The organism is Bradyrhizobium septentrionale (assembly GCF_011516645.4).
GTDB lineage: Bacteria > Pseudomonadota > Alphaproteobacteria > Rhizobiales > Xanthobacteraceae > Bradyrhizobium > Bradyrhizobium septentrionale.
On the sequence record NZ_CP088285.1, the window covers coordinates 7,559,900 to 7,584,413 of the forward strand.

Annotated in this window: 24 protein-coding genes, 1 tRNA gene and 1 pseudogene; 7 read left to right on the forward strand and 19 right to left on the reverse strand. The window is 62.4% G+C overall.

The genetic code is table 11. The features are described 5' to 3' along the window. Positions 1-4: 4 nt before the first annotated feature. The 6 genes from HAP48_RS37800 to HAP48_RS37825 form a co-directional block, all read right to left on the reverse strand. Positions 5-811, reverse strand: coding sequence for an MBL fold metallo-hydrolase (locus HAP48_RS37800; RefSeq protein ID WP_166204940.1), 807 nt, complete (start codon positions 809-811; stop codon positions 5-7). Continuing rightward, entirely contained in the window at positions 808-1,602 is a 795-nt protein-coding gene (locus HAP48_RS37805) for a TatD family hydrolase (RefSeq protein ID WP_166215530.1), read from the reverse strand. The genes HAP48_RS37800 and HAP48_RS37805 overlap by 4 nt, the downstream gene beginning before the upstream one ends. Positions 1,603-1,616: 14 nt before the next feature. After that, positions 1,617-3,584, reverse strand: coding sequence for a methionine--tRNA ligase (gene metG / locus HAP48_RS37810; RefSeq protein ID WP_166204941.1), 1,968 nt, complete (start codon positions 3,582-3,584; stop codon positions 1,617-1,619). A gap of 105 nt (positions 3,585-3,689) precedes the next feature. Continuing rightward, positions 3,690-4,730: a DNA polymerase III subunit delta' gene (locus tag HAP48_RS37815; protein WP_166204942.1), complete on the reverse strand. Its 1,041-nt coding sequence runs from the start codon at positions 4,728-4,730 to the stop codon at positions 3,690-3,692. Next, complete coding sequence (gene tmk, locus HAP48_RS37820) at positions 4,727-5,413, reverse strand: dTMP kinase (RefSeq protein ID WP_166204944.1); 687 nt, start codon at positions 5,411-5,413, stop codon at positions 4,727-4,729. The genes HAP48_RS37815 and tmk overlap by 4 nt, the downstream gene beginning before the upstream one ends. Before the next feature lies 1 nt (position 5,414). Next, positions 5,415-6,674, reverse strand: coding sequence for a D-alanyl-D-alanine carboxypeptidase family protein (locus HAP48_RS37825; protein WP_210292734.1), 1,260 nt, complete (start codon positions 6,672-6,674; stop codon positions 5,415-5,417). Positions 6,675-6,835: 161 nt separating this feature from the next. Between HAP48_RS37825 and HAP48_RS37830 the strand changes: the two genes are divergently transcribed. Then, complete coding sequence (locus tag HAP48_RS37830; protein WP_166204946.1) at positions 6,836-7,771, forward strand: alpha/beta fold hydrolase; 936 nt, start codon at positions 6,836-6,838, stop codon at positions 7,769-7,771. Positions 7,772-7,804: 33 nt separating this feature from the next. Here the strand turns inward: HAP48_RS37830 and HAP48_RS37835 are convergent, their stop codons facing one another. Continuing rightward, entirely contained in the window at positions 7,805-8,737 is a 933-nt protein-coding gene (locus tag HAP48_RS37835) for a septal ring lytic transglycosylase RlpA family protein (protein WP_166204948.1), read from the reverse strand. Between the two features lie 597 nt (positions 8,738-9,334). On the opposite strand from HAP48_RS37835, the gene HAP48_RS37840 reads away from it, so the two are divergent. Further along, complete coding sequence (locus tag HAP48_RS37840) at positions 9,335-9,826, forward strand: NUDIX domain-containing protein (RefSeq protein ID WP_210292735.1); 492 nt, start codon at positions 9,335-9,337, stop codon at positions 9,824-9,826. Here the strand turns inward: HAP48_RS37840 and HAP48_RS37845 are convergent. Next, positions 9,819-10,097 carry a low molecular weight phosphatase family protein gene (locus HAP48_RS37845; protein ID WP_224496768.1) on the reverse strand — a complete coding sequence of 93 codons (279 nt, stop codon included), beginning with the start codon at positions 10,095-10,097 and terminating at the stop codon, positions 9,819-9,821. The two genes, HAP48_RS37840 and HAP48_RS37845, sit on opposite strands and share 8 nt — an antisense overlap. Before the next feature lie 1,028 nt (positions 10,098-11,125). Here HAP48_RS37845 and HAP48_RS37850 point away from each other — a divergent pair. Further along, complete coding sequence (locus tag HAP48_RS37850) at positions 11,126-11,284, forward strand: hypothetical protein (protein WP_234622343.1); 159 nt, start codon at positions 11,126-11,128, stop codon at positions 11,282-11,284. A gap of 171 nt (positions 11,285-11,455) precedes the next feature. Here the strand turns inward: HAP48_RS37850 and HAP48_RS37855 are convergent, their stop codons facing one another. Both HAP48_RS37855 and HAP48_RS37860 read right to left on the reverse strand, forming a co-directional pair. Continuing rightward, the gene (locus HAP48_RS37855) at positions 11,456-11,638 is read right to left on the reverse strand and encodes a hypothetical protein (RefSeq protein ID WP_166204952.1); all 183 of its coding nucleotides are present in this window, start codon (positions 11,636-11,638) and stop codon (positions 11,456-11,458) included. Between the two features lie 473 nt (positions 11,639-12,111). After that, entirely contained in the window at positions 12,112-12,327 is a 216-nt protein-coding gene (locus tag HAP48_RS37860; protein ID WP_166204954.1) for a hypothetical protein, read from the reverse strand. A 96-nt stretch (positions 12,328-12,423) separates the two neighbouring features. On the opposite strand from HAP48_RS37860, the gene HAP48_RS37865 reads away from it, so the two are divergent. The 3 genes and pseudogenes from HAP48_RS37865 (at position 12,424) to HAP48_RS37875 (ending at position 13,689) form a co-directional block, all read left to right on the forward strand. Further along, a complete protein-coding gene (locus HAP48_RS37865; protein WP_166204956.1) occupies positions 12,424-12,591 on the forward strand; it encodes a hypothetical protein in 168 nt (55 codons plus the stop codon). A gap of 78 nt (positions 12,592-12,669) precedes the next feature. Next, a pseudogene (locus HAP48_RS37870) lies at positions 12,670-13,436 on the forward strand (IS5 family transposase). A gap of 163 nt (positions 13,437-13,599) precedes the next feature. Beyond that, positions 13,600-13,689, forward strand: a tRNA-Ser gene (locus HAP48_RS37875). A gap of 76 nt (positions 13,690-13,765) precedes the next feature. On the opposite strand, the gene HAP48_RS37880 is transcribed toward HAP48_RS37875, so the two are convergent. From HAP48_RS37880 to HAP48_RS37895, 4 genes are all read right to left on the reverse strand, one after another. Next, a complete protein-coding gene (locus tag HAP48_RS37880) occupies positions 13,766-14,914 on the reverse strand; it encodes a hypothetical protein (RefSeq protein ID WP_166204958.1) in 1,149 nt (382 codons plus the stop codon). Between the two features lie 655 nt (positions 14,915-15,569). After that, positions 15,570-15,941, reverse strand: a complete 372-nt coding sequence (locus tag HAP48_RS37885) for a hypothetical protein (RefSeq protein ID WP_166204960.1) — start codon at positions 15,939-15,941, stop codon at positions 15,570-15,572. A gap of 56 nt (positions 15,942-15,997) precedes the next feature. Beyond that, complete coding sequence (locus HAP48_RS37890; RefSeq protein ID WP_166204962.1) at positions 15,998-16,357, reverse strand: hypothetical protein; 360 nt, start codon at positions 16,355-16,357, stop codon at positions 15,998-16,000. 630 nt (positions 16,358-16,987) lie between these two features. Then, positions 16,988-17,176: a hypothetical protein gene (locus tag HAP48_RS37895; protein ID WP_166204964.1), complete on the reverse strand. Its 189-nt coding sequence runs from the start codon at positions 17,174-17,176 to the stop codon at positions 16,988-16,990. Between the two features lie 625 nt (positions 17,177-17,801). On the opposite strand from HAP48_RS37895, the gene HAP48_RS37900 reads away from it, so the two are divergent. Beyond that, entirely contained in the window at positions 17,802-18,095 is a 294-nt protein-coding gene (locus tag HAP48_RS37900) for a hypothetical protein (RefSeq protein ID WP_166204966.1), read from the forward strand. Positions 18,096-18,373: 278 nt separating this feature from the next. On the opposite strand, the gene HAP48_RS37905 is transcribed toward HAP48_RS37900, so the two are convergent. From HAP48_RS37905 to HAP48_RS37925, 5 genes are all read right to left on the reverse strand, one after another. Next, a complete protein-coding gene (locus HAP48_RS37905) occupies positions 18,374-18,589 on the reverse strand; it encodes a hypothetical protein (protein WP_166204968.1) in 216 nt (71 codons plus the stop codon). Between the two features lie 262 nt (positions 18,590-18,851). After that, positions 18,852-19,613, reverse strand: a complete 762-nt coding sequence (locus HAP48_RS37910) for an enoyl-CoA hydratase-related protein (protein ID WP_166204970.1) — start codon at positions 19,611-19,613, stop codon at positions 18,852-18,854. A gap of 31 nt (positions 19,614-19,644) precedes the next feature. Beyond that, positions 19,645-19,899: a hypothetical protein gene (locus HAP48_RS37915; protein ID WP_166204972.1), complete on the reverse strand. Its 255-nt coding sequence runs from the start codon at positions 19,897-19,899 to the stop codon at positions 19,645-19,647. Between the two features lie 22 nt (positions 19,900-19,921). Beyond that, the gene (locus HAP48_RS37920; RefSeq protein ID WP_224496770.1) at positions 19,922-21,271 is read right to left on the reverse strand and encodes a TolC family outer membrane protein; all 1,350 of its coding nucleotides are present in this window, start codon (positions 21,269-21,271) and stop codon (positions 19,922-19,924) included. Between the two features lie 81 nt (positions 21,272-21,352). Continuing rightward, positions 21,353-24,511, reverse strand: coding sequence for an efflux RND transporter permease subunit (locus HAP48_RS37925; protein WP_166204976.1), 3,159 nt, complete (start codon positions 24,509-24,511; stop codon positions 21,353-21,355). Positions 24,512-24,514 lie beyond the last annotated feature (3 nt).

Here is a 24,514-nt window from a genome sequence, read left to right on the forward strand (position 1 = left end):
GCTTTCAGCCCGCCCGATCGAGCGTCAGGCGCATGCCGTCATAGGCCGGGATCACGCCGGCCGGCAGGCTCTGCCGCAGCACTTCGTAATCGAGGTCGGAATGCAGGTTGGTGAGGACGGCCTGCTTCGGCTTGAAGCGCTCGATCCATGATAGCGCATCGGCCAAGCTGAAATGGCTCGGATGAGGTGCATAGCGCAAGGCATCGACGATCCAGAGGTCGAGGCCTTCAAGCGCCGGCCAGCTTTCCTCGGGGATGTCGTGCAGATCGGGCGTGTAGGCGGCGTCGCCAATGCGGTAGCCGAGCGCCGGAATCCGGCCGTGCTTCACCAGGAAGGCCTCGAGCTTCAGCGGACCGCCCTTCCCCTGCACCGTATGGCTCTCGCCGTCTTCGATCGAATGCCGGGTCAGGATCGGCGGATAGTCGCTGCCTTCCGGCGAGATGAAGCAATAGGAGAACCGCGCCATGATGTCCTTGGCGGTCGACTGGTTGAAGTAGACCGGGATGCGGCGGCGCTGATGCAGCACCACCGAGCGCAGATCGTCGATGCCATGGGTCTGGTCGGCATGCTCATGGGTCAGGAACACCGCATCGATATGCTCGACATTGCCGTCGATCAGCTGCTCGCGCAGGTCGGGCGAGGTATCGATCACGACGCGCGTGGTGCCGTGCTCCATGGTGCGTTCGGCCATGATCGAGCAGCGGCGGCGGCGGTTCCTGGGATTGTTGGGATCGCACGCGCCCCAGCCGAGCGCCGGGCGCGGCACGCCGGCGGATGAGCCGCAGCCCAGGATGGTCAGTGTCAGCGTCATGCAGCAACCTTCGGCGGCGCCGGCACCTTGGAGAACAGCCGGAAGAAGTTTTCGGTGGTCTGGTGCGAGATCTCCTCCAGCGACACGCCGCGGGTTTCCGCGAGCACCCTGGCGACCTCGACGACGTAGGACGGCTCGTTGCGCTTGCCGCGGAATTTTCCGGGCGCAAGATACGGCGCGTCGGTCTCGACCATGATGCGGTCGCCCGGCAACTCGGCCGCCAGCGCGCGCAGGGTGTCCGACTTCTTGAAGGTCAGGATGCCCGTAAACGAGATCGACAGCCCGAGCGCAATCGCCGTCATCGCGAGCTCGCGGCCACCGGTGTAGCAGTGCAGCACGGCCTTGAACGGCCCCTTCGCGACCTCCTCCTCCAGGATACGGCCGCAATCCTCGTCAGCCTCCCTTGTATGGATGACAAGCGGCAGGCCGGTTGCGCGCGCCGCGGCGATGTGAGCGCGGAAGCCGCGCGCCTGCGCCTCGCGCGAACCATGCTCATAGAAATAGTCGAGCCCCGCCTCGCCGAGCGCCACGACCTTCGGATGCTTGGTCAGCTCGATCAGTTCGCTCGCCGGAATGCCGTCTTCCTCATCGGCATGATGCGGATGGGTGCCGACCGAACAGTAGACGTCGGGAAAGCGCTCCGTGATCGCAAGCAGGCCGCCGAGCCGCTTGACCCGGGTCGAGATCGTGACGATGCGGCCGATGCCGGCTGCTTCGGCGCGTCCGACGATCCCGTCGAGATCGTCGGCGAAATCAGGGAAATCGAGATGGCAGTGACTGTCGACCAGCATGAATTTCGAACCGCTCACTCGGTCTTCGGTTCTACGTAGCGCGGGAACACGCCGACCGGCGCCGGCAGAGCCGTCCCCGGCCTGATCCGCTCGGCAATCGCCGCAAAGTTGCGCGCATCCGCGGCGACGCCGAGGCTATCGAGCATCTTGGCACAGGATTCGGGCATCACGGCCTGCGCCATGATCGCGATCTGCCGCACGACTTCGGCGGTGACATACAGCACCGTTTTTTGGCGCGCAGGATCGGTCTTCGCCAGCGCCCACGGCGCCTCGCCGGCAAAATAGCGGTTGGCCTCGGCGACCACGGCCCAGACCGTGTTGAGCCATTGATGGATCTGCTGCGTCGCCATCGCGGTCCGCGACGTCTCCAGCATGGCGTCGGCTTGCGCCAGCATCGCCTTGTCGTTCTCGCTGAACTCGCCGGGCTCCGGCAGCACGCCGTCAAGTTGTTTGGCGATCATCGACAGCGAACGCTGCGCCAGATTGCCGAAATCATTGGCGAGGTCGGCATTGATGCGCGCGACGATGGCCTCGTGGTTGTAGTTGCCGTCCTGGCCGAACGGCACCTCGCGCAGGAAGAAGTAGCGCACCTGGTCGACGCCATACTGGTTCGCCAGATTGAAGGGATCGACCACGTTGCCGACCGACTTCGACATTTTCTCGCCCCTGTTGAACAGGAAGCCGTGCGCATAGACCCGCTTCTGCAAGGGGATGCCGGCCGACATCAGGAAGGCCGGCCAGTACACCGCGTGGAAGCGGATGATGTCCTTGCCGATGATGTGAACGTCGGCCGGCCAGTAGCGCCAGCGCTCATCGCTCTCGTCGGGATAGCCGACGCCGGTGATGTAGTTTGTCAGCGCGTCGACCCAGACATACATCACATGCTCAGGATCCTCGGGGACCTTGACGCCCCAGTCGAACGTGGTGCGCGAGATCGAGAGGTCCTTCAGCCCGCCCCGCACGAAGCTCATCACCTCGTTGCGGCGGGAATCCGGGCCGATGAAATCGGGGTGGCTCTCATAAAGGTGCAAGAGCTTGTCCTGGTAGGCCGACAGCTTGAAGAAATAGCTCTTCTCCTCGACCCATTCGACCGGCGTGCCCTGCGGGCCGCGGCGAACATTGTCCTCACCGACCGAGGTCTCATCCTCGGCGTAGTAGGCCTCGTCGCGCACCGAATACCAGCCGGCATAGGCGTCGATATAGATGTCGCCATTGTCCTGCATGCGGCGCCAGATTTCCTGCACCGATTTGTGGTGAGCAGGTTCAGAGGTGCGGATGAAACGGTCGAACGAGACATTGAGCCGCTCGTCCATCTCCTTGAAGCGCGCGGCGTTGCGGGTCGCGAGATCGAACGGGGTCATCCCCTCGCCCTGCGCGGTCTGGATCATTTTCTGCCCGTGCTCGTCGGTGCCGGTCAGGAAGAACACATCCTTGCCGTCGAGCCGCTGGAAGCGTGCCAGCGCATCGGTCGCGATCGCCTCATAGGCATGGCCGATATGCGGCTGGCCATTCGGATAGGCGATCGCGGTCGTGATGTAGAACGCGTTGCCGCGGTCCGCGGCGGACGCCGAGACGGATGCAGACGCCGGAGCCGCAGCCGGTTTGGGTTGCTTCGGCGCGCGAACCGTTGCCGCTTTCGGGGCCTTCTCGGCAGCCGGGGGCTTCGGAGGAGCTGGCTTATTTGCAGCCGGTGCCAAGGCCGCTGCGGCTGCCTTTTTCGGCGGAGCCTTGGTGGCCTGCGCGGCAGCCTTCTTGGTTGTCTTTTTCGCGGCTTTCTTGACGGTCTTTTTAGCGGCCTTCTTCGTCGCCGACTTCTTGGCTCCCGTCTTGGCCTTGACCGCCTTCTTCACCTTCTTGGTGACGCGCCCACCCTTCTTGGCGACGCGCGACTTCGCTGCGGCCTTCTTCTTCGACCCACGAACCGGCGATGCCTTCTTCGTCTTCTTGGCTTTCTTCGACGATTTCTTCTTAGCGGTCGCCACCACGGAATCCTTTGCAGATCGAAACGAGATTGTCGGGAGTGTTGTCGGACAGATGTGTTTTCAGACGAGTGTGTTGTCAGACAGGTGTGTCTTCAGACGGGGCGCCTATCGGGTCGCTTCCGCGAGCATCGAAAACACCGAGAAAACCAGCGGCTTGCGCTCCAGATTGTAGGCTTCGGTATCGCGTGCGGCGCGGACGACCTTTTCCCATACCTCCGCCAGCCGTGCAAGGCGCGGTAGATTGGCATTGGCGTCGCCACTGCGCATGCGCTCGCTCATCCAGCGATCGATGCCGTCGATGAAAGCGGCGAGCGCGACGCGGTCGCTGGTGCCGAGCGCGTCACCCAGCGCATGCAGCTCGCGCGGATCGACGCTCGGCAGCGTTGCGAGCAGCGCGGCCGTGCGCTGCTGCAGCTTGAGCGCGTCGCCGCCGAGCAGCGCCAGCGCCCGCCCGACGCTGCCCTCGGAGGCCGCCGCTGCTTCGGCCAGCGCAGGATCGTCGGCTGCCATGTCCGTTGCGGCCGAGGCCGCGCGCACCACGTCGCTCGTCTCCAGCGGCCGCAGCAGCAATTTGCGGCAGCGGGACAGAATGGTCGGCAGCACCCGGGACGGCGCGTGGCTGACCAGGAGGAACAGCGACTGCTGCGGCGGCTCCTCGAGGATCTTCAGCAGCGCGTTCGCAGCGTTGGGATTGAGCTCGTCGACGGTGTCGACGATGCAGACACGCCAGCCATCGACTGCGGCCGTCGAGCCGAAGAACGAGATTGTCTCCCGCGTCTCGTCGACGGTGATCACGGTTCGCATCACGCCGCGGTCATTGAGGCCGCGCTCGAGCACCAGCAGCCCGCCATGTGCGCCGGCCGTGATCTGGCGCGCCACCGGATCTGATGGATCGACCCGCAGCGTCGGCGCTGCCTGAACCTGGGATGACTTCGGATTGCGGAACGCGAGCACAAACCGCGCCATGCGGTAGGCCAGCGTCGCCTTGCCGATGCCTTGGGCGCCGCCGATCAGCCAGGCATGCGGAATTCGTCCGCTGCGATAGGCATCGAGCAAGGCAGTCTCGGCCTCGCGATGCCCGAACAGATCGGGTGTTTCGCGCGGATGCCGGGCCGCGATCTCCTGTTCGACCTTGCGCGCGCTCATGCGGGACTGTCCGCCGCGAACGTCGCGCGCAAATGTTCGCGCAGCGTGGCCCATATCGTGGCCGCGACCGTATCAGGGTCGGCCGTGGCATCGATCAAAACGCAGCGCTGCGGGTCTTCGGCCGCGATCCTTTGGTACGCTTCGCGCAAATCCTGATGGAACTTGATGCCCTCGGCCTCGAAGCGATCGGCCGTGGCATCGCCGCGGCGCGCGGCGGCGCGTTGCAGCCCGACCTCGACCGGCACGTCGAGGATGAAGGTCAGGTCAGGCTTGAGATCGCCGATGGTGACGCGCTGCATGGCATTGACGAGGCCGGGCAGCACCTGCCCGAGTTGGCCCTGATAGGCGCGCGTGGAATCGAAGAAGCGATCGCACAATACCCAGATGCCCTGATTGAGCGCCGGCAGGATCACGGTGCGGACATGGTCGTCGCGGGCGGCGGCAAACAGCAGCGTCTCGGCGTCCGGCCCGAGCAGCTTGCCCATCCCGGACAGGACGAGATGACGGATGATCTCCGCCCCCGGCGAGCCGCCGGGTTCGCGGGTCACGATCGCGCGCAGCTTGGCGGCATCGAGCCGTTCGGCGAGCTTGCGGATCTGGGTGGATTTGCCCGACCCTTCGCCGCCCTCAAAGGTGATGAAGCGACCGCGCAAGCTCGGCCGTTCGGCTGCTGCTTCCGTCATGTCAGAGCTTCTCGACGCCGGCGCGGAACATGCCGATGACGAGCTCCTGGGCGCCGTCGAGCGCACGGCGCATCGTCGATCCGGTGCCGACGGCCTCCGCCGCGAACACCGGAGTCTCCATCGCGACATTGCCACCGCGCCAGACCCGGACGACGCCGATCTTCTGGCCGGCCGTGATTGGCGCCTTGACCGGCCCGCTATAGATGACGCGCGCCAGCAGCTTGTCGTTGCCGTTCTTCGACACCATCACCTTGATCGGATCGGGGCTGACGAGCTTGACCGAGCGGCTCTCGCCGCCGAACACCCTGGCATAGCCGACCGGCTGGTTGGCTGCGATCAGGACCCGGGTCTCGAAGCTGCGGAACCCCCATTCCAGCATCTTCTTGGCTTCGGTCGCGCGGTCTTCCGAATCCTCAAGACCATTGACCACGACGATCAGCCTTGTGTCGTTCTGCACGGCCGAGCCGACCATGCCGTAGCCGCCTTCCTTGGTGTATCCGGTCTTCAACCCGTCAGCGCCGGGCAACGCGTTGAGTAGCGGATTGCGGTTTTGCTGGCGGATCTTGTTCCAGGTGAATTCCTTCTCGCCGAACAGCTTGTACCTGTCCGGATAGGTCAGGATGATGTGCCGCGCCAGCACCGCGAGTTCCCGCACCGTCATCTTGTTGGTGGGATCGGGCAGCCCGTTGGAATTGCCGAAGGTCGACTTGGTCATGCCGAGCTCGCGGGCACGCTTGGTCATGAAGTCGGTTGCGAATGTATGCTCGTTGCCGGCAATGCCTTCGGCGAGCGCGATGCAGGCGTCGTTGCCGCTCGGAATGATCGCGCCGTGCAGGAGGTCGTCGACCGAGACCTTGCTGTTGATGGCGGCGAACATCGTCGAGGTCCCGGACGGCGCGCCGCCCCGCCGCCAGGCATTTTCGCTGATCCGATACTCGTCCGTGAGCTTGATGTCGCCTTTCTTGATGGCGTCGAACACCACCTCGGCCGTCATCAGCTTCATCATGCTGGAGGGCGCGCGCAGCTCGTCGGCGTTCTTCTCGAACAGCACGCTGCCCGACGAGGCCTCGACCAGGATCGCGGTCGGCGCATCGCCGTCGAACCCGCCCTCGTCCTTCTTGGCGCCCTGGACACTGTTGTTGGCGGCGTAGACCACCCCGCCGCAGCCGATAGCCAGCGCAACCAGAGCCGCGACCAGGCCACGCCAGCCGCGCCCGGCGCGAGCTAGGAACGTGCTGGGAACTGCGGTTGGGGCTGCCATCGGCGATGTCCTGAAAGGCTGCGTTCTAACAGGTGGAAGTATCGCAAACAACTGAGGTTTCTGCGCTTGTGCACCGCCGGTTGGATTGCCGCCTGTACCGAACACCCATATCCTTGAAACCAGCTCACGACACCAGAACCGGCAAACAAGGCGGAAACGCGATGTCACCCTCCCGCACCATCTCCGCCAACGGCATCGACATGTTCGTGCGCGAGGCCGGGCAAGGCCCGCTGGTCGTGCTCTGCCATGGCTGGCCGGAACTGTCCTACTCATGGCGGCACCAGATCGCAGCCCTCGCCTCGGCCGGCTTTCGGGTCGCAGCTCCTGACATGCGCGGCTTCGGCCGCACCAGCGCACCGGCTGACATTGGCGCCTACACGATCTTCGATACCGTCGGCGACATGGTCGCGCTGGTGGCCGCGCTCGGTGAGAAGCAGGCGATGATCGTCGGCCACGACTGGGGTGCGCCGGTGGCCTGGCACGCCGCTCTGTTCCGGCCGGATATCTTCACCAAGGTCGCCGGCCTCAGCGTGCCGCCGCCGTTCCGTGGGCGTGGTCGTCCGCTCGAGACCCTGCGCGAGAGCGGCGTCACCAATTTCTACTGGCAGTATTTCCAGCCGCCCGGCGTAGCGGAAGCCGAGTTCGAGCGCGACATCGCCCACACCATGCGACTGGTGTTGGGGCGCGGTGTCTCCGACCCGAGCTCGATGTTCGTCGATGAGGTCAAGGGCTTTCTCGGCAAGCTGCCGACGGGAATGCCGCTGCCGGCCTGGCTGACCGAGGCCGACATCGCCGAATTCGCCGAGGGCTACCGGCAGTTCGGCTTCCGCGGCGGCCTCAACTGGTACCGCAATCTCGACCGCAATTGGGAGCTGACCGCGCCTTGGCAGGATGCGCAGATCCATCAGCCGTCGCTGTTCATCGCTGGCTCGAATGATTCGGTGATTACCGGGCTGATCGGCGCCAAGCGGGTTGCCGACATGGAGCGCGTGCTGCCGAACCTGCGGCAGAAGCTGATCATCGAGGGCGCCGGCCACTGGATCCAGCAGGAGTGCCCTGACGAGGTCAATTCGGCGCTGATCGCGTTTCTGAAATAATCAGGCCAAGAGCTTGATTCACAAAAGCTTGATTCAGTAGAGCCCGCGCCCGCTCAGCACTTCGGCCGGTCCGCGCGCGTCGATCGGCACATAGGCTGCCGCCGGGCTTGGGGTCGCGGCATAGCGCGCGTCACCCTCGTAGGAGACCTCGCGCGGATTGTTCAGGGCGCGGCGGTGCGACCGGCTCGAGGCCGACATTTCGGAGGTGGCGTTCACCGAGGCATAGTCGGCCTGGGTGTTGCCGAGGCTGTACGGCCGCCCCTCTGGCACCGGGACATCGCCGCGGATACGGCCTGCCGAGGAGGTCATTTCCGGCACGAACGGCCGTGCCGAGGCGACCCGCACCATGGACGGTGACGGCGCCGGCGTACCGGTCCGCAAGGTCGCCATCAGCTGGCGGTCGTCGGACCCTTCAAGCGGCGCCCGGCCGACATATTCGACGCGAACACGGGCGACGCCATTGCCTTTGAATTCAAGCAGTTCGGCGGCCTTGTTCGAGACGTCTATGAGGCGGTTGCCGTGGTACGGCCCGCGGTCATTGACGCGAACGACGAGCGACTTGCCGTTGCTCAGATTGGTGACGCGCGCGTAGCTCGGCATCGGCAAGGTCGGATGGGCGGCTGTGAGCGAGCCCATGTCGAACACCTCGCCATTGGCGGTCAGGCGGCCATGGAAATCGTCGCCATACCAGGACGCCATGCCCTCGGCGCGGTAGTTCTCGTTCTCCTCCGGCACATAGGTGCGGCCGGCGACGACGTAGGGCTTGCCGATGCGGTAGGTGCCGCCGCCCTTCGGCACGGGATCGCCGAGCGCGACGACGCGCGGGCTCGACGACACGCCGTATTTGGGATCGACGCGGCTCGCGAACTGGTTCGAGGAGGCGCAATTGGCGAGGACGAGGCACGTCGCCACCGCAACGGCGCCGCGCGCCGTCCGGATCATCGAATCTGGCCGTCTAGTCCCCATCTGCCCCAAGTACCATTCTGCCGGACCCGCGCCTACTCCGAGGCGTCGGGATCGTTTTCGTCACGATGCGGCCCACCTCCGCACCAGCGCTTGACGATATCGCAACCGGAACACGGCGGAAATGCGGTGAGCCGCAAGGCTATTGCACCTTGGTAAATTGCCTGTTGCACCTCCTCAGTTGTTCTACGGAGCCTGCGCCGTCCAAAGCGCCCTCGCCTGTCCCACGATCAGACACACTGTTGCAGCAAATCATCAGTTGGGGGGCATCTTCGATTCCAACAATTGAATCTTTTTGACTGTGCAAGGCTGCAATCGTTTTCTCCCGGGCGTGGGGCGCAAAGGAAGTTTGCGATGATCGAGACGGTTACAGCGGTGATGGGCCTGGTGAGTGCGGCGATCTTCTTGGCGCATGCCGTGGAAGGCTATCGGTACCGGGCCTGACGGCCCGTTGGACTGCGGAAAGACGCGTCACCCTTTCCTGGAGCGAATGTTCGGAAAGCTTTAATCAATTCGGATGAGCATCACATCAAGGCAGGTGTATCATGCGTAATCACGATTTGGTCTCCGACGGGTTTCTGACCCTGACCGCAGCAAGCCTTGTGCTGCTGTGCTCGAGCCTGCTGGCCTTCGCTTTCGGCTAACCCATGGGACGCCGCCGGCGGAGGAGTACGAGAAGGAACATCCGCCCTCCTCATCAGCACGGATGGTCGCCTTCTGATGCAGCGGCGCGACGACCTTCCCCACATTTCCGATCCGGGAAAGATCAGCCTTTTCGGCGGACGCCGGGAAGGCACAGAGACCTTCCTGGAATGCGTGGTGCGCGAAGTCCACGAGGAGATCGGCTATTACCTGCCGCCCGAGCGTTTTGAGCTCATCGGCCGTTATTCCGGACCGGATTATGCAACGCCAGACGGCAACCTTCGCGGCGAGGTGTTTCTCGTGCGGGACGTGCCCGTCGACAAGCTGACCGTCACCGAAGGCCGCCTTGTGATCGTCGCCATCGACGAGCTCGAACGTCTCAGCGGTATGCTGGCGGCCCCCGCGGAGTATGCGCTGGCGATCTTCCTGAAACGCAAACCGATTACCTGAGGGCTGAAACCAGCTCGCGGACCCGATCATCGATCATGGCTAGCGCGACCGAGGGAAGCGCAAAATCGATATCGTCGACATGCCAATAGGTCACCCTGCCGGCAGCCTCGGGGAACCGGCGCTCAATGAGCGGACGATGCTCCGTCTCCTTGAGCGCGATCACCAGATCCGCATCGCCAAAGTCATCCAATGAACATGGCTGCGGATAGCGTGCCGCGCCCTCCGGTATGATGCCCGTTGCGCGGAGACGCTCGTCAGCAAAGCCTGACATCGGCCCGACATTGTCGGGTGATCCGAGTTCGGCCGCGCCTCTGGAGAATGCGCGCTACGCCAGGCGTTCGCCACTTGCAAGGTGATTGAACAGCTCCTCGGCGTATCGACTGCGATAGTAGTTGCCGGTGCAAAGGAAGAGGACTCGCTTCATGAGCATCATGATGGCCAAGCTGGGCGCTCGCGGTCAACGCCGATGCGTGCATGTCGCAATGAGCCGCAGCCCGGGTTCGGTGTCGCCGGCAGAATGGCGGTTGCCAGCATGCCGGCAATTTCGGCTGCACTTGGGCATTTCCAACGACGCGCAGTAGTCCGCAGGAACCCAGCCTAATCCCAGACATCAGGTCTCCCCGTGAAACCATTTTGACCGGCCCGCGAAACCGGCCTGAAACATTTGGTCGGTAAACCGTCGGCAAAAGATAAGGGGAAGTGTCATGATCGAAGCCACAGTCATCGGGCTGCTGCTTTTGAGCGCGGCTATCTTTAGCGCCCACGTCTACGACGCCATCCACACCCATTGAAGATGGGTGTCGTCGGCCCCTCATGTTTCCCTCTGAAGCATGAATACCGCGCTGGCTGATCTTCGCCTGCGGGTTATTTGACAGGTCGCTCAGTTCCCGAACACCCTACCGCGATAGTGCGCGGCACCGACCTGACCCGGCGCGCATTTTGGGCGACGCGTCTACCCAACGAATGATCGAACCTTCCTTGCCGGAGACCGTGCGAGTGAACCGCGACTCCGTGACGCGGGCCGCAATCTACGACGGCTGGCGCGTCGGGGCTGTTTCTTGCGCAAGACGTCGGTCAAGCCGGGCTTTCCTCGACCGAGGTGGTCAAGCTAACCGCATTGGAGTGGCATGAACTGTGCAACTGATTGGCTGCCGGGAATTTCAGTGTCCCGGTTCGGGAATAAGCGGTCACCTGGTGTGTATTCTTAGGACCGGCGGACCGCCATTTTGGGAGGTATCGTTGCATTACACAGCACATCAACAAGCCAGGTTCCTCGTTCGGCGAGGAAGCGCTGACTGGATGGTTTATGATCGGGAACTCAAGGGGCCGGCGCAGCTCAAAAAAAATGGCCCGTTCGCCGAGAAGCTAACGAAGGAGCAGGCCGAATACGTCAAGCAGACGCTGACGGAATCCCTCATTGCGCAGGGATCCCGATCCAATCCAGAGCGCGTACCATGACGCCGCGCTACGCTGGCCCCGTTCTACGCGACGATCTGGCTCGTTTGCGTGAGTTGGCAGCGCATTGTGAAAGGCGCGCTTCGGAAGCGCGCCATGCCGACGATCGCATCGCATGGCTTGCGTTGGCCAGAGATTGGCTGGCGCTCGCGCAGTCCAACTCACTCACAGACTCTACGCTCCGCGATAGCCGCGGTGCATCCGATTTACTGCAACGATAAGACTGGGCTGTTCAAGTACCTCAACCAGTCGGTCAAGGATCAGCCGTTCATTGGTGCGCGGCCGAGGTTCGAGATACTCTTCAAGAATTTCCTGGGCGGCGCTTACGGCCTGCAGAGCGATGTCTTCATCCGACATTCTCGAGTCTCCAAGATTAACTCGGTTAATCATTCTGGGGGCGGATAGTTCCCAATTGCGATCACCGATCCCAACGAGCCTGGATAACGATCCGAATATTCGAGGAGAAAATTTGAGAAGCAGTGGTACGGCGCGCCCAGCTCAGGGGGTGAGCTGGGGCTAATGGCGACATCGGAGGCTGTAGCGGCCAACCTCCGACCATGACGTTACGACTCTTTCTAATTTCATCCATCAGGATTCGCTGTTGCTGCAGCGCGCTACCACCTTTGCGCCACGGGCCAGACTATCGCGCCGCTGGTTGGGGCTAGTTCAGAATGGCAATTGCCACGCGCATTTGCAGATTTACTGTATCCCTAGTCGTGCGGATTGGCCGACATCCACACCACACCCCGACCATCGCGCGATAAGGGATCGCCGCTCCGGGCCACGGAGCGACGGTCCCGCCCACCTCACCAAACAAGATGGAGAGGGCATTACGGATCGAGGTTTTTCAATTGCGCGGCTTCAATCATTTGCCAACCGAACAGCCAATTTTTCAGATCGGCGATCGGGTCCACCTGAGCGAACTCGGCGCTAGTCGAATGAAGAGAGCCCTCTATACGGCCGGATCGGTCGTTGGCGCGGGCAAGGCAAGTAAATTCGCTGTTCGCGTGCTGTTTGACGGCATGAAAACGCCGGTCAGCCTTCATCAAAGCTATCTTGAGCTCGACATCGGAAAACCGTGAAAATTCACCGCAGGTTCGCCTACTCTCTCCTGATTGGAACGTGCAGAGAAGCTGCCCGACATGGACCGGTCCTACTATCTCCTGGTCCTTGCTGTTGTCCTGACCCTCGTTGCCTTTGGCCTGCATGGTAGCCTCTACCGGAGGGATACGCGGAAGGATGAGAAGCTGAACCGACTGATCGATGAGCGCATCGAGCGGCTGGACCTGAAGCGCCCAAAGAAGGACTAGGTGGTGTGGACTCTAAGGATTCCCTTTTAGGAGCAAATCAGATTCAAGGCTGCTTTTGGGGAGGCAGCCTTGGGTGTGATGGACCGTTTGGTATTGAGCGACGCGGCGTGGGAGCGGATAGCGCCGCTGATCATAGGGCGCCCCGATCAGAAGGGCTCCACCGGGCGCGACAACCGGATGTTCGTGGAAGGTGTGCTGTGGATCGTGCGCACGGGGTCTCCCTGGCGCGATCTCCCGGAGGTGTTTGGCGATTGGAACAGCGTGTTCCGGCGCTTCAGTCGATGGAGCATCAAGGGTGTTTGGTGTCGGATCTTCGAGGCGATGTCCGATGATCCGGACTTCGAATATCTGATCGTCGATTCCACCATCGTTCGGGCGCATCAGCACGCCGCCGGCGCCAAAAAGGGGGGTCTGAAGATCAAGCGGAAGATCAAGCGATCGGCCGCTCGCGCGGCGGTCTGAGCACCAAGATACATATGGCCGTTCGAGGCTTGGGATGTCCGGTGCGGTTCACGCTTACCGCAGGTCAGAAGGGCGATGCACCGCAAGCCGCCGCATTGATCGAAGGCTTATCCGCCGAGGTCGTCATGGCCGATACGGCCTATGACGCCGATCACTTGCGCCAAGCCATCGCCGCCAAAGGCGCGCTCGCAGTCATCCCCAACAACCCGTCACGCGCGCTCAAATATCCGCTCGACAAGCATCTCTATGCCCAGCGTCATCTCGTCGAATGCTGCTTCTCAAAGCTCAAGCAGTTCCGACGCGTCGCAACCCGCTTCGAAAAGACCGCCCGAAATTATCGCGCCGTCGTCACCCTCGCAGCCATCGTCTTATGGATGCGATAAGTGTCCACACCACCTAGTCCACCCCCGAACGCGCTCGGGTACAGCGCGTTGACGTTTGAGCGCTTGCTGCATAGAAAGCGACGACCGTTGGGTAGCAAGCTGGTAGCACAGTTCTAGATCTGTGCTGCCGACGCAGACAAAAAGCCTAACGATTTCAAGGTTTGGAAGGGTGGCCGAGCGGTTTAAGGCACCGGTCTTGAAAACCGGCGTGCCCGCAAGGGTACCGTGGGTTCGAATCCCACCCCTTCCGCCACCGGCGAAGACGGCCAAAGCCGGCAATGAAATGGCGAGCCAGCTCAGGACCTATGTGGGAGACAGATGGCTGTGCTTTATTGAGGCTTGGTCAGGAACGAACTCTGTGTCCAGGTAGCGCCCGCCATGGCTGCCACGATCTGACCGCCGCCGACCAGACCGGAGCTACCGGCCAGATATTGGTTGAGCAGCGCGAAGCTCTGATTTGCTTGCTGCGCACTGGGCGAGCCTCCTTGATCCCACCAAGCGCTCGTCTGCGGCGCGGTGGTCGCCAGCGGGCTGCTCTGCTGCAACTGGGCAGACGGCGATGTCAGTCCACTGGTGACCTCCGGGGAAGTCAGGGAGTGGCTGGTCATCGGCAGCCCCATGGCGTTCAGGATGCCGCTATCGTAGGGGGCGGCGGTCGTTGTAACACTCGTCCCCGGGTCCGTTCCGGTCCCCGGTGAATCGGAGGTTTGCGTGACCGACGGTGCGACGTTCGGGGTGGTTGGCGTCGTGGGGGATGTGGGCGTGGTCGGTTGCGTCGGAGTCGTGGGGGCAGAAGTGCCCTTCAGCGGAGGCGGCAGATCGGCCTGCAACTGCGCAGACGTCATCGAGGTGAAGTAAAGGGTCTGGTAACTCGTCGTCAGTTCAACCCAATCGCTCATCCCGGCACCGGGATTGTTGGAGAACCCATCGACGTATGAGGCAGTAGGGTTTAGCCACCAATCAGCTCCCAGATCGGCAACGAGATGCTCATTCGGATCAGTGGTCCTCATGTCGGCTTGGACGTAGACACCATCGATCGTTCCGGCAGTGTAGCTCCCGCGCGAGCCCGGCCAGAAATGGTCGTTGTATCCACTGAGCGGCGCAGCGCCCATCGCGCTGCCATCCGCCTGCCTTGTCACGCTCCAGGCAGAGTTCGTGTTGCCGGAAAAATCGGCGAGAAACTGAGCTCCGGCGATGGGGTCAGTCGCCTGATCTTGTACGAGGACCCAGCCGCCACCTTTCAGATGCACCCACGTCTGGAAGTTCGCGATCTGAACGTTGGCCGGATTGGAATCGTTGGTCGCTCCGGATTTGGGATAAACCTGTCCCCACCCTGTGACGGAGGTGAAATTGGAGGGCGGGGTGCTGCCTGTATGGCCGGTGCTGCCACCGTACCAAGAGTAGCTTGAGGGGACGCCAAGCGGAAACCCATCGCTGTTGCCTGGCGTATTTTGATAGATGACATCGGTCAGCGCCACTCTGGTTCTCCATTACAGACCAAGTAAGGACGAGGAATTCCAATGCCGCGCATCAGAGACGTGCGACAAATTGCATGCTCGCAACCTTGAGTCGCGAACAGATTCCAATGACTGTGGCCTCGAACCGCGAGGAAATTTCAAAGCAGGCGGGTTTAATGGTAGGTCCCCCCCGGCTGCTACGCCCGTTGGTTAATGAGTGAGTATGGCAAAAAAAACAAGCTAGCATGGCGATAATTAGACGCGGACAACCGGTGGCATCAACGGCATGTGCCTGCCGTAGCGGAACGCTTGCCGCTCTGGGCGGCCGTCTTCGGTGCAACGTTCTTCGCCCGGATCAATCGTTGTAGTTCTATCACTTAATTTCTCAGGCCGATACGCGAGGTGCCTCCGCGCGCTCCACAGCAGCCGCAAATTCAAACTTGGGGTAGGCGTTCAGAGGGCTTACAGGCGAAGCGTTCAACACTTCAACGCCAAGCTTCTTTAACAATGGCGCCTGCGCATCCAGTACTTGCCGCCAGCGGACCACGCTCACGATTCCCTTATTTGGTGTGCAGTGTAATGCGGGACTGCGAACATCGTCCCCAACTGGCATGACAGGATTGGCCACTCGATGCCATTCAGCGCGGGTTGGAAGTTGTGATTCTGACGGGTACGCTTAGAATTTACGTCCGGAGGATTCCATTTTTTTGCATTGCCCGCTGACTGTAAGTGATTTCCCTTCCGACGACAGGGTTTTGGTAGCTTTGCCTGATTGTCGGGAAATAGTGATCGAAAGCGAGGCTGCTTGATCCTTTCCACCGATAGTAATTTTTATCGGGCCATCGAAGGAGAAGGAATCTTGGTTCACTCTCCAACCTCCTGCTGTATCGATGTAGTATTGGAGGGTCGACGCGGCCATGCTCCAATCGTCAGTTGAAGCGAGCGGAAAATCGCACTCCAATGCTGCGACCGGAGTTTCCGTATGACCTTCCAGGGTCAACGCTCCTAAGGCCAGAAGCGATAGAAATCCATTTCGTATGACTTGCACGTAAAGACTCCTCGAGGCGCTTGGGCACTTTGCGGATGGGGCCCGGAAACCTTTAATTACCTGGCGTTTTTTGAATCCTGCTTGCGCCCTTGCGGGGGCACCGCCGATGGGGAGTCCCAGTCATTCATTTTCAGGCAAATGAGGAGTTCGACATAGCTTTGTACTTGCCCTGCCCCCGCCAAGAGTTCGCAACTTTCACGCGGTCCTGCCGGGACCGTTCGCCAGATCGAGTCTAGCTGTTGCCGCGCATCGGTCTCGTCACTCACGCACTTACTCGCATCCTGGGGAAGTCCCGACGCTTTATCGTCAGCGGAAACGTCCGCGCAAAGCGCCTTGATATCGAAGTTGGGAACACTGTCTGAAATTTGCACGGGCGGCTGGCCAACGAGCAATAATCCCAAGAGTGCTGCCTTCATAAGATCATCCTCCCCGTCCGGCGTGCCCCAGCTCGAAGGGGATTGAGCTGGGAATGACGCGGCTTCGGAGGCTGTAGCGGCCAACCTCCGCCCACGACGTTACATTGCGCCTCTTCCCTGATTTCCATCCACCATGAACCGCGATTGCTGCGGCGCGCTACCACCTTTGCGCCAGGGCCCGGGCCTTCCCCCTATCCGCTCGCTAGTTCGGAATGGCAATTGCCGCGGGCTTTTGTCGATTTGCGACCTACCTAATCGTGCGGATTGGCCGACCCAACCCCACACACCCCGACCATGCATATCGCGCGATGAGGGATCGCCGCTCCAGCCCACAGAGCGACGGTCCCGCCCAATCGTGGGGGCGGTCTGCCATTCCATCTTTGGATTGTATGTCCACCAAGCGAAAGCCGATCGAGATCCCGCCGGAAGTCGCCAGGCGGTTCGCTGCCGATATGTGAGCCTTCCACGCCGAGCCCGATCCGATCAAGCGCGACGGGATCGCGGCCAATACCCGGCATCTGCTCCTACAGCATTTGCCGAAGGGCACGAAGTTTCGGCTCGCCGATATACTTCAACTTTTCGAGCCGATGCGATCTTGGTCGGAAACAACTCGGCCGGCACACCTTGAGCTTACCCGCGCTTCAGACGAGCGATCCTCTTGTAGTCGATCCACAACTCGATGAATTCGTGCGAGTCCAAATATTCGTTAGCCCGACGCTTCGCCTCTTCGTCGTCACTGCAACGAAGTTCATACGTTGCGCGTGCGACACCAGCAGGATCGACTCCGAATGCTACGTAAGGTTTGAGTCCTTCAATCATTTTTGTCTCCATGACTATACAGCATGAATTTGACGCCGCTTGGCGTCGGACAATTTCATTGCAATCAAAATAGAAATGAAGAGGCCGCTGGCCGCTGACAGCGGCCTCCTGGACCCTATCTAAAATAAACATCTTGGAAATAAAATCGCCGCCGAAGGTCCGTCATGATTAGACGATGAATTCGCAACGCCGTGAAGTAGGGAGAGGTCTATCCACAATTGGATCTGTTGTGACGTTGCGAACGCGACACACTTTCGGTGACCTCCGAGCTGCATCTATTTCCTGTTTTTCCCGAGAATGATTGCAGCTTACTCCCAGAAACAGCTGCCACTTCTTCCTCCGGGCGCGCTTCGCAACTGACCGCGCGAGCACTGATCATTTGAACGCATAGACGGATTTTATTATGATCAGCCGGTTCGCTTCGCTCGATGCGGCGCTATTCACGTTGGAGAGCACCTGGGCTTACGCATTCTCCGCATCTTCGAGATCGCTTGGCCGCACAATTTTTTCTAGAGACCAGCGATCTCGTTTCTAGTCGACCTGCATAGCTCCAAGACACGAAGCTCCGACTGGCAGACGCCATCGCATTTGCTGTCATGATTGGAGGCGTCAAGGGAGACCCCGTATGGACTGGACCTATCTATTGGCCATCTCGCTCGTCCTGATCCTGGTCGCCTATGGCCTGCATGGCGCCCTCTACAGAACGGGCACGCAACGGGATAGGGAATTGAATCGACTGATGGATGAGCGCGTCGATCGCTTGAAGCTGAAGCGGGAGAAGACGCGCGTTGACAACAGCACGCACAATTTCGAACTTGTTGAGCTGGCTCGGGTTCGGATAAAAAATGGCCCCAGCAAGAAGCCGGAGCCAGTTCCTATGTTGTCGGGGGAGCGTCCCCCGATGACCCTCAAGTCATAGCACGCGCGATTCTTTCATTTCGTTTCATGAGATTGCTGAGGCGATCTTGCTTAATTCCTCGCCCCGCCGGCGGCCGCGGCCTCTTCCTGCGCCCGTTGTCGTTGTGCAACGGGATCAACGGGGCGATCTGGCCGCCGCTATCGGCTACCTTTTTATGGGCGTAATCAATACGATCTCGCCGCGGGGCTTTGAATTGAACCACCTGAGTATCGGTCCCGCCGCTTCCACCCACGGCGGAGATCGCCTGCCCGCACCACTGACGATCTCGGTGTCTGGCTTCAGCGGTGGAACGGTGCAGTCCTTGCCGATGCCGAGACGTCAGTGTCCGGGGTATTGATCTGCTTCGCCTGGCGAACGAAATGCGTGCTCGCTGCCGGCTGCGTGACCCGGGTGTACTTCGATGGCGCGCTCGCGGAGGCGCCGGCCCAGGCGGCTGGAGCAAGCAGCGCCGAAATGGCAAGAGCGCCGATCAGGGTGGCAAGAGATTTCAGCATCGCACCCTCCATGGGTTCGAATTCAACCGAACAGGCGCAGGCGTTTCCGATCGGCGCCTCTGCTCGGCGTCTTGTTGGCAATGAGGCGATGCTGATCTCAATCCGGACCGATCGCAACAATAATCATCAGATGCCGACAATTTGGACAGTCGGCCGTGTCGATCAAGAAAAGAGCAATCGATGTTGCCGGCGCGCTGCGGTGCAACGCGGATCACGAGCGGGCAAAGCGATGACCGCGTTCGCGCCGCCGGCGAGGAGCGGCTCAGCTCTTCTTTCGCGTGAAGAACCGCTGGAAGGCCGCGATCGCCTCCGGTGAGCGCATGCGTTCGCCGAACTTGCGATCCTCCTCACCGATCCGGCGGACCAGATCCTCGGTCGGCAGCTTGAGCAGCTTCCGCGACATCGCGACCGCTTCCGCCGGCAAAGCGCAGATTTCGCGCGCGACCTTCTTCGCCTCGACGACCGCATGTCCGGGCGGAACGATCTGGTTGACGAATCCCGCCTCGCGGCCGTCGGCCGCGCTCATCGCGCGTCCGAGCAGCAGCATTGCGAACGCACGCTGGTGCCCAACCATGCTGGGAACGAGAAGGCTGGTCGCGCCTTCCGGGACCAGGCCATACTGGATGAACGGCGACGAGAAGGTCGCCGTGGTGCTGGCGACGACATAGTCGCAATGGAACACCATCGTCGTGCCGATGCCGATCGCAATGCCGTCAACGGCGGCGATGATCGGCTTGGCGTTGTGGACGAGCGACTGCAGGAAGATCACCGAGTTGCGCGGCCGGGCGATCTCTTGCGTCGCGGTCGCGGCCTGCAGATAGTCGCCGATATCGTTGCCGGCTGTGAACACACCGGACCGCCCGGTCAGGATCAGGCAACGGATCGCCGGGTCGCGCTGCGCGGTCTCGATCGCATCGCTCATCGCCAGATACATGTCCTGGGTCAGCGTGTTCTTCTTCTCCGGGCGCCGCATCGTGATGATGCGCACCATCTCCTCGTCGTTGACGATGACATGTTCGCTCATGATCGGCCGGGCTCCCTTGCGACATCACGGCTCAGTTCGGCTTCTTGCCGCTGCGCGGCGCCTCCGCCGCGTGCGCACCGCCCCAGGGATCGTAGGCCTTGTCGGGAACGGGGATGCGATCGAGCGCTGCCTTGTAGGCCTTTTCGTCAACCTTGGGCTTGTTCTCGACAGGATAGCCCGATCCCGGCGGCTTGGAATGAAATTGTTGCGACAAAGCCGGAGCGACCAGCAGCGCCGCCAGCGCCATCGTGATGGTGAAGAGCCTGAGAGCAGCGACTTGATCCATGACGCGATCTCCTGATTGATCCCTATTGTCCCGACGGGGTGCGGACGCCATGCCAGGCGTCGCGAACCTGGTGGTAGTGAACCTCGGGCAGGTAGTCGGGCGTGTTGAGCCCAAGGTTATGGACGTCGAGCCGACCGACCGCGCTGAGCAGGGTGTAGGACGCGATGACCCGGTCACGCTGCGCCAGGATCTGACGCGAGCGGGCGTTAGTCAGGTCCTGCTGCGCATTGAGCACATCGATGGTCGTGCGCTGGCCGCCCTGCGCTTCGCGTTTGACGCCTTGCAGCGCAACGTCGGCCGCATGCGTCTCCGACTCCGCAGCCGACAGGGCCACCTTGGTGCCTTCATTGGACACCCAGGCGCTGACCACGGCGGTGCGCGACTGGTTGCGCACCTGCTCGAGCACCATGCGGCTCTGCGAGGCGACTTCCTTGGCCTGCCGTGTCTGCGATGCTGCCGTGCCACCGTCATAGATCGGCACGTTGATCTGGCCGAGCACCGAGGCCTGGTCGGTGGCAGACGTGCTGAGCGTCGAATCCGACTGCAGGGACCGGCTGGCGCTCGCCTGGACCGCCACGGTCGGCAGCAGCGCGCTCTCGGCCACCTTGATCGTGGTCTGGGCGACGTCGACATCGTAACCGGCGCCGAGCACCGCGGGATGTTCGTGATTGGCGGTCTCGACCGCCGCCGCCATCGAGATCGGCGACAGCCGGTCGACCGGGGGGGCCGCGGCGAGCTGGGACGGCGGCCGGCCGATCACCTGCGCATAGGTCGCCTTGCTGATGGCCAGCGTCACGTCGGCGGCGTTCAGATCGGCCAGCCCGCGGTTCAGCCGCGCTTCGGCTTGCGCGGTATCGGTCGGCGTGACGTCGCCGGCGCTGAGCCGCCGGATGGTCGTGGCCTGGATCTCGCGCAGCACCGCGACATTAGTGCGCTGCGCCTCGAGCAGCGCCTGGTTGGCGAGCACATTCATGTAGGCGGTGACCGCGTCGAGCAGCACGCCCTGCCCGGTGTTGCGCAACGCCTCGCGCCCGGACAGCATCTGAAATTCGGCGACCCTGACGCTGTTCCCGGTCTTGAAGCCATTGAACAGCACCTGGCTCACGGTCACGCCGATGGTCCATGGCCGCAAGGTGGCTCCCTGGATCGAATTGTCCGGAAGCGTATTGCGGACAGCCTGCAGGCCGACGCTGAGGCTGCCCATGATCTGTGGCCGATAGCCGGCCAGCGCCTGCGGCACGTTCTCATCGGTGCCGCGCTGACGCGCGCGCTCCGCATTGAGCTGCAGGCTGGATTGGTAGGCCTGCACCAGCGCCTCGGTCAGCGTCTCGGCCGACGACGGCGCGGCCTGCACCACCAATACGGCGAGCATGATGATCGCCCTGCGGGGCCACCGGCACCCCTGCCCCGAACTGCCTTGACGCCTCACTCGGTCACGCATCGTTCCGGTCCATCATTCCGCCGGCGCAAGCTGGCGCGTCGGCGCGAGGCCCGGCCGGGTCCGCCGCGAGAACATCGAGATCAGTGTCGGCAAGGTGATCAGGATCACGAGCGGCGCCAGCGACATGCCGGCGACCACGACGATCGCCAGCGGCTTTTGCACCTGGGATCCGATTCCCGACGACAGCGCCGCCGGCAACAAGCCGATTCCCGCGACGACACAGGTCATCAGCACCGGACGGAGCTGCAGCTCGCCGGTGCGCAGGATCGCCGCGCCGCGCTCCATGCCCTCGTCGATCAGCTGATTGTACTGCGAGAGAATGATGATGCCGTCCATCACCGAGATGCCGAACAGCGCGATAAATCCGATCGCCGCTGAGACGCTGAACGGGATTCCGGTCAGCAGCAGCCCGAGAATGCCGCCGAACACGGCCATCGGAATCACGCTCATGGTGAGCGCGGTATCGATCAGCGAGCCGAAATTGAACCAGATCAGCATCGCGATCAGCGCGAGGCTGATCGGCACCACGATGGAGAGGCGCTTGATCGCATCCTGCAGATTGCCGAACTCGCCGACCCATTCGACATGCGAGCCCGGCGGCAACTGGACCTGCGCCGCGACCTTGTCCTGCGCCTCCTGGATCGCACTGCCGAGATCGCGCTCGCGAACCGAGAACTTGATCGGCAGATAGCGCTCCTGCTGCTCGCGGTAGATATAGGCCGCACCCGACACCAGCTTGACGGTCGCGACCTCGCTGAGCGGCACCTGGGTGATGCCGTTCGGGCCCTGGGCGCCAATGCGCAGATTCTGGATCGCCTCGGCGCTGCGCCGGAACTGCGGCGCCAGGCGGACGATGATCGGAAAGTGGCGGTCGCTGCCGGGCTCGTAGAGGTCGCCGGCGCTATCGCCGCCGATCGCGGTCCTGATCGTGGTGTTGATGTCGCCCGGCGACAGCCCGTAACGTGCCGCCCGCGCCCGATCGATGTCGATCTGCACGGTGGGCTGGCCGAGCGAGGTGAACACCGCAAGATCGGTGACGCCCTGCACCGTCGACAGCACCGACTTGATCTTGTTGGCGGTATCGGTCAACGCCTGCAGATCGTTGCCGTACAGCTTGATCGAGTTCTCGCCCTTGACGCCCGACACCGCCTCCGAGACGTTGTCCTGGAGGTATTGCGAGAAGTTGAACTCGACGCCGGGAAAGCGCTCCTGCAGGTCGGCGAGCAGCTTGGCGGTCAATTCGTCCTTGCCCTCACGCTCCGGCCATTCCTTGGCCGGCTTCAGCGGCGCGAAGAACTCGGCGTTGAAGAAGCCCGCGGCGTCGGTGCCGTCATCGGGGCGGCCATGCTGCGAGACCACGGACTCGACTTCCGGCCGCTGCGCGATCAGCTTGCGCATCTCGTTGACGTAGGCATTGCCCTCCTGCAACGAAATCGTCGGCGGCAAGGTCGCACGGATCCAGAGATTGCCCTCCTCGAGCTTCGGCAGGAATTCGAGCCCGAGCAGCCGGACCGCGAGCGCGGTCATCAGGATCAGCCCGGCTCCTGCCACCAGCACCACCCGGCGATGCGCCAGCGAGCGGGCCAGGACCGGCATGTAAAGCCGATGCAGCAAACGCATCACGAAGGTTTCGGTCTCCTCGACATGCGCCGGCAGGATGATCGCGCTCAGCGCCGGCGTCACCGTGAAGGTCGCAAGCAGGCCGCCGGCCAGCGCATAGGCATAGGTACGCGCCATCGGACCGAAGATGTTGCCTTCGACGCCGCTCAGCGTGAACAGCGGCAGGAACGCCGCGATGATGATGGCTGCGGCGAAAAAGATCGAGCGTGACACGTCGGCGGACGCGGTCAGGATCGCATGATGCTTCATGTCCGCGATCGTGCTCGCGGAGATCGTGGCCTGCTCCTGCGCGGACAGCCGCACCGTGTGCGACAACCGCCGGAAGATCGCCTCCACCATGATGACCGTGGCGTCGACGATCAAGCCGAAGTCGATCGCGCCGACCGACAGCAGATTGGCCGATTCGCCGCGCAGCACCAGGATGCCGACCGCGAAGAACAGCGCGAACGGTATCGTCGCGCCGACGATGAACGCGCTGCGCAGATCGCCGAGAAACACCCATTGCAGGAACACGATCAGCGCGATGCCGACCACCATGTTCTCCAGCACGGTATGCGTGGTGGTCTCGATCAGGTCCTTGCGATCATAGATGCGCTCGATCCGTACGCCCGGCGGCAGAATCGACGAATTGTTGATCTGGCTTACGAGCTGCTCGACCCGGGAGATCGTCGGCGAGCTCTGTTCGCCACGGCGCATCAGCACGATGCCCTGGACGATATCATCAGCCTGGTCCTGGCCGGCGATGCCGAGCCGCGGCTGCTCGCCGACCGTGACGGTCGCGACGTCACTGACGAGGACGGGTGTGCTGCCGCTGCCGGATACCATGGTGCTGGCGAGCCCGTCGATCGAGCGGATCAGACCGACGCCGCGCACCACCGCGGACTGCGGCCCGATGTCGACGGTGTTGCCGCCGACATTGACGTTGGCATTGCTGACGGCCTGCAGCAGCTGCGGCAGCGTCAAGCCGTCGGCGACGAGCTTGTTGAAGTCGACCTGGAGCTCGTAGGTCTTGGTCTTGCCGCCCCAGCCGGTCACGTCGATCACGCCGGGCACGGTGCGAAAGCGACGCTGCAGCACCCAGTCCTGCAATGTCTTCAGATCGAGCACCGAATAGTTCGGCGGCCCGACCAAACGGTAGCGATAGATCTCGCCGATCGGGCTGAGCGGCGAGATCTGCGGCTGGGCGTTGTTGAGCAGCGGCGCCAGCTGGGACAACCGGTTCAGCACCTGCTGCTGGGCCTGGTCATAGGTGTAATCGAACGAGAACTGCAGCTTCACGTCCGACAGGCCATAGAGCGAGATCGTCCTGATCACCTTCAGATTCCTGAGGCCCGCGACCTGGGTCTCCAGCGGGATCGTGATGTAGCGCTCGATCTCTTCGGCCGACAGGCCGGGGCTTTGCGTGACGATATCGACCATCGGCGGGGTCGGATCGGGATAGGCCTCGATGTTCAGTTGCTGGAACGCGACCAGCCCGCCGACCAGGACGGCGGCAAACAGGCCCACCATCAGATAGCGGCGGCTGACTGCGAAGGCTACGAGGCGATCCATTCG

Excerpts from the sequence above, each read along its gene's own strand:
- HAP48_RS37800 (WP_166204940.1), bottom strand. The coding sequence starts at position 811 with ATGACGCTGACACTGACCATCCTGGGCTGCGGCTCATCCGCCGGCGTG.
- HAP48_RS37805 (WP_166215530.1), bottom strand. The coding sequence starts at position 1,602 with ATGCTGGTCGACAGTCACTGCCATCTCGATTTCCCTGATTTCGCCGAC.
- HAP48_RS37815 (WP_166204942.1), bottom strand. The coding sequence starts at position 4,730 with ATGAGCGCGCGCAAGGTCGAACAGGAGATCGCGGCCCGGCATCCGCGC.
- tmk (WP_166204944.1), bottom strand. The coding sequence starts at position 5,413 with ATGACGGAAGCAGCAGCCGAACGGCCGAGCTTGCGCGGTCGCTTCATC.
- HAP48_RS37825 (WP_210292734.1), bottom strand. The coding sequence starts at position 6,674 with ATGGCAGCCCCAACCGCAGTTCCCAGCACGTTCCTAGCTCGCGCCGGG.
- HAP48_RS37830 (WP_166204946.1), top strand. The coding sequence starts at position 6,836 with ATGTCACCCTCCCGCACCATCTCCGCCAACGGCATCGACATGTTCGTG.
- HAP48_RS37835 (WP_166204948.1), bottom strand. The coding sequence starts at position 8,737 with ATGGGGACTAGACGGCCAGATTCGATGATCCGGACGGCGCGCGGCGCC.
- HAP48_RS37845 (WP_224496768.1), bottom strand. The coding sequence starts at position 10,097 with ATGTCAGGCTTTGCTGACGAGCGTCTCCGCGCAACGGGCATCATACCG.
- HAP48_RS37850 (WP_234622343.1), top strand. The coding sequence starts at position 11,126 with ATGGTTTATGATCGGGAACTCAAGGGGCCGGCGCAGCTCAAAAAAAAT.
- HAP48_RS37855 (WP_166204952.1), bottom strand. The coding sequence starts at position 11,638 with ATGTCGGATGAAGACATCGCTCTGCAGGCCGTAAGCGCCGCCCAGGAA.
- HAP48_RS37860 (WP_166204954.1), bottom strand. The coding sequence starts at position 12,327 with ATGAAGGCTGACCGGCGTTTTCATGCCGTCAAACAGCACGCGAACAGC.
- HAP48_RS37865 (WP_166204956.1), top strand. The coding sequence starts at position 12,424 with ATGGACCGGTCCTACTATCTCCTGGTCCTTGCTGTTGTCCTGACCCTC.
- HAP48_RS37890 (WP_166204962.1), bottom strand. The coding sequence starts at position 16,357 with ATGAAGGCAGCACTCTTGGGATTATTGCTCGTTGGCCAGCCGCCCGTG.
- HAP48_RS37895 (WP_166204964.1), bottom strand. The coding sequence starts at position 17,176 with ATGATTGAAGGACTCAAACCTTACGTAGCATTCGGAGTCGATCCTGCT.
- HAP48_RS37900 (WP_166204966.1), top strand. The coding sequence starts at position 17,802 with ATGGACTGGACCTATCTATTGGCCATCTCGCTCGTCCTGATCCTGGTC.
- HAP48_RS37905 (WP_166204968.1), bottom strand. The coding sequence starts at position 18,589 with ATGCTGAAATCTCTTGCCACCCTGATCGGCGCTCTTGCCATTTCGGCG.
- HAP48_RS37910 (WP_166204970.1), bottom strand. The coding sequence starts at position 19,613 with ATGAGCGAACATGTCATCGTCAACGACGAGGAGATGGTGCGCATCATC.
- HAP48_RS37915 (WP_166204972.1), bottom strand. The coding sequence starts at position 19,899 with ATGGATCAAGTCGCTGCTCTCAGGCTCTTCACCATCACGATGGCGCTG.
- HAP48_RS37920 (WP_224496770.1), bottom strand. The coding sequence starts at position 21,271 with ATGCTCGCCGTATTGGTGGTGCAGGCCGCGCCGTCGTCGGCCGAGACG.
- HAP48_RS37925 (WP_166204976.1), bottom strand. The coding sequence starts at position 24,511 with ATGGATCGCCTCGTAGCCTTCGCAGTCAGCCGCCGCTATCTGATGGTG.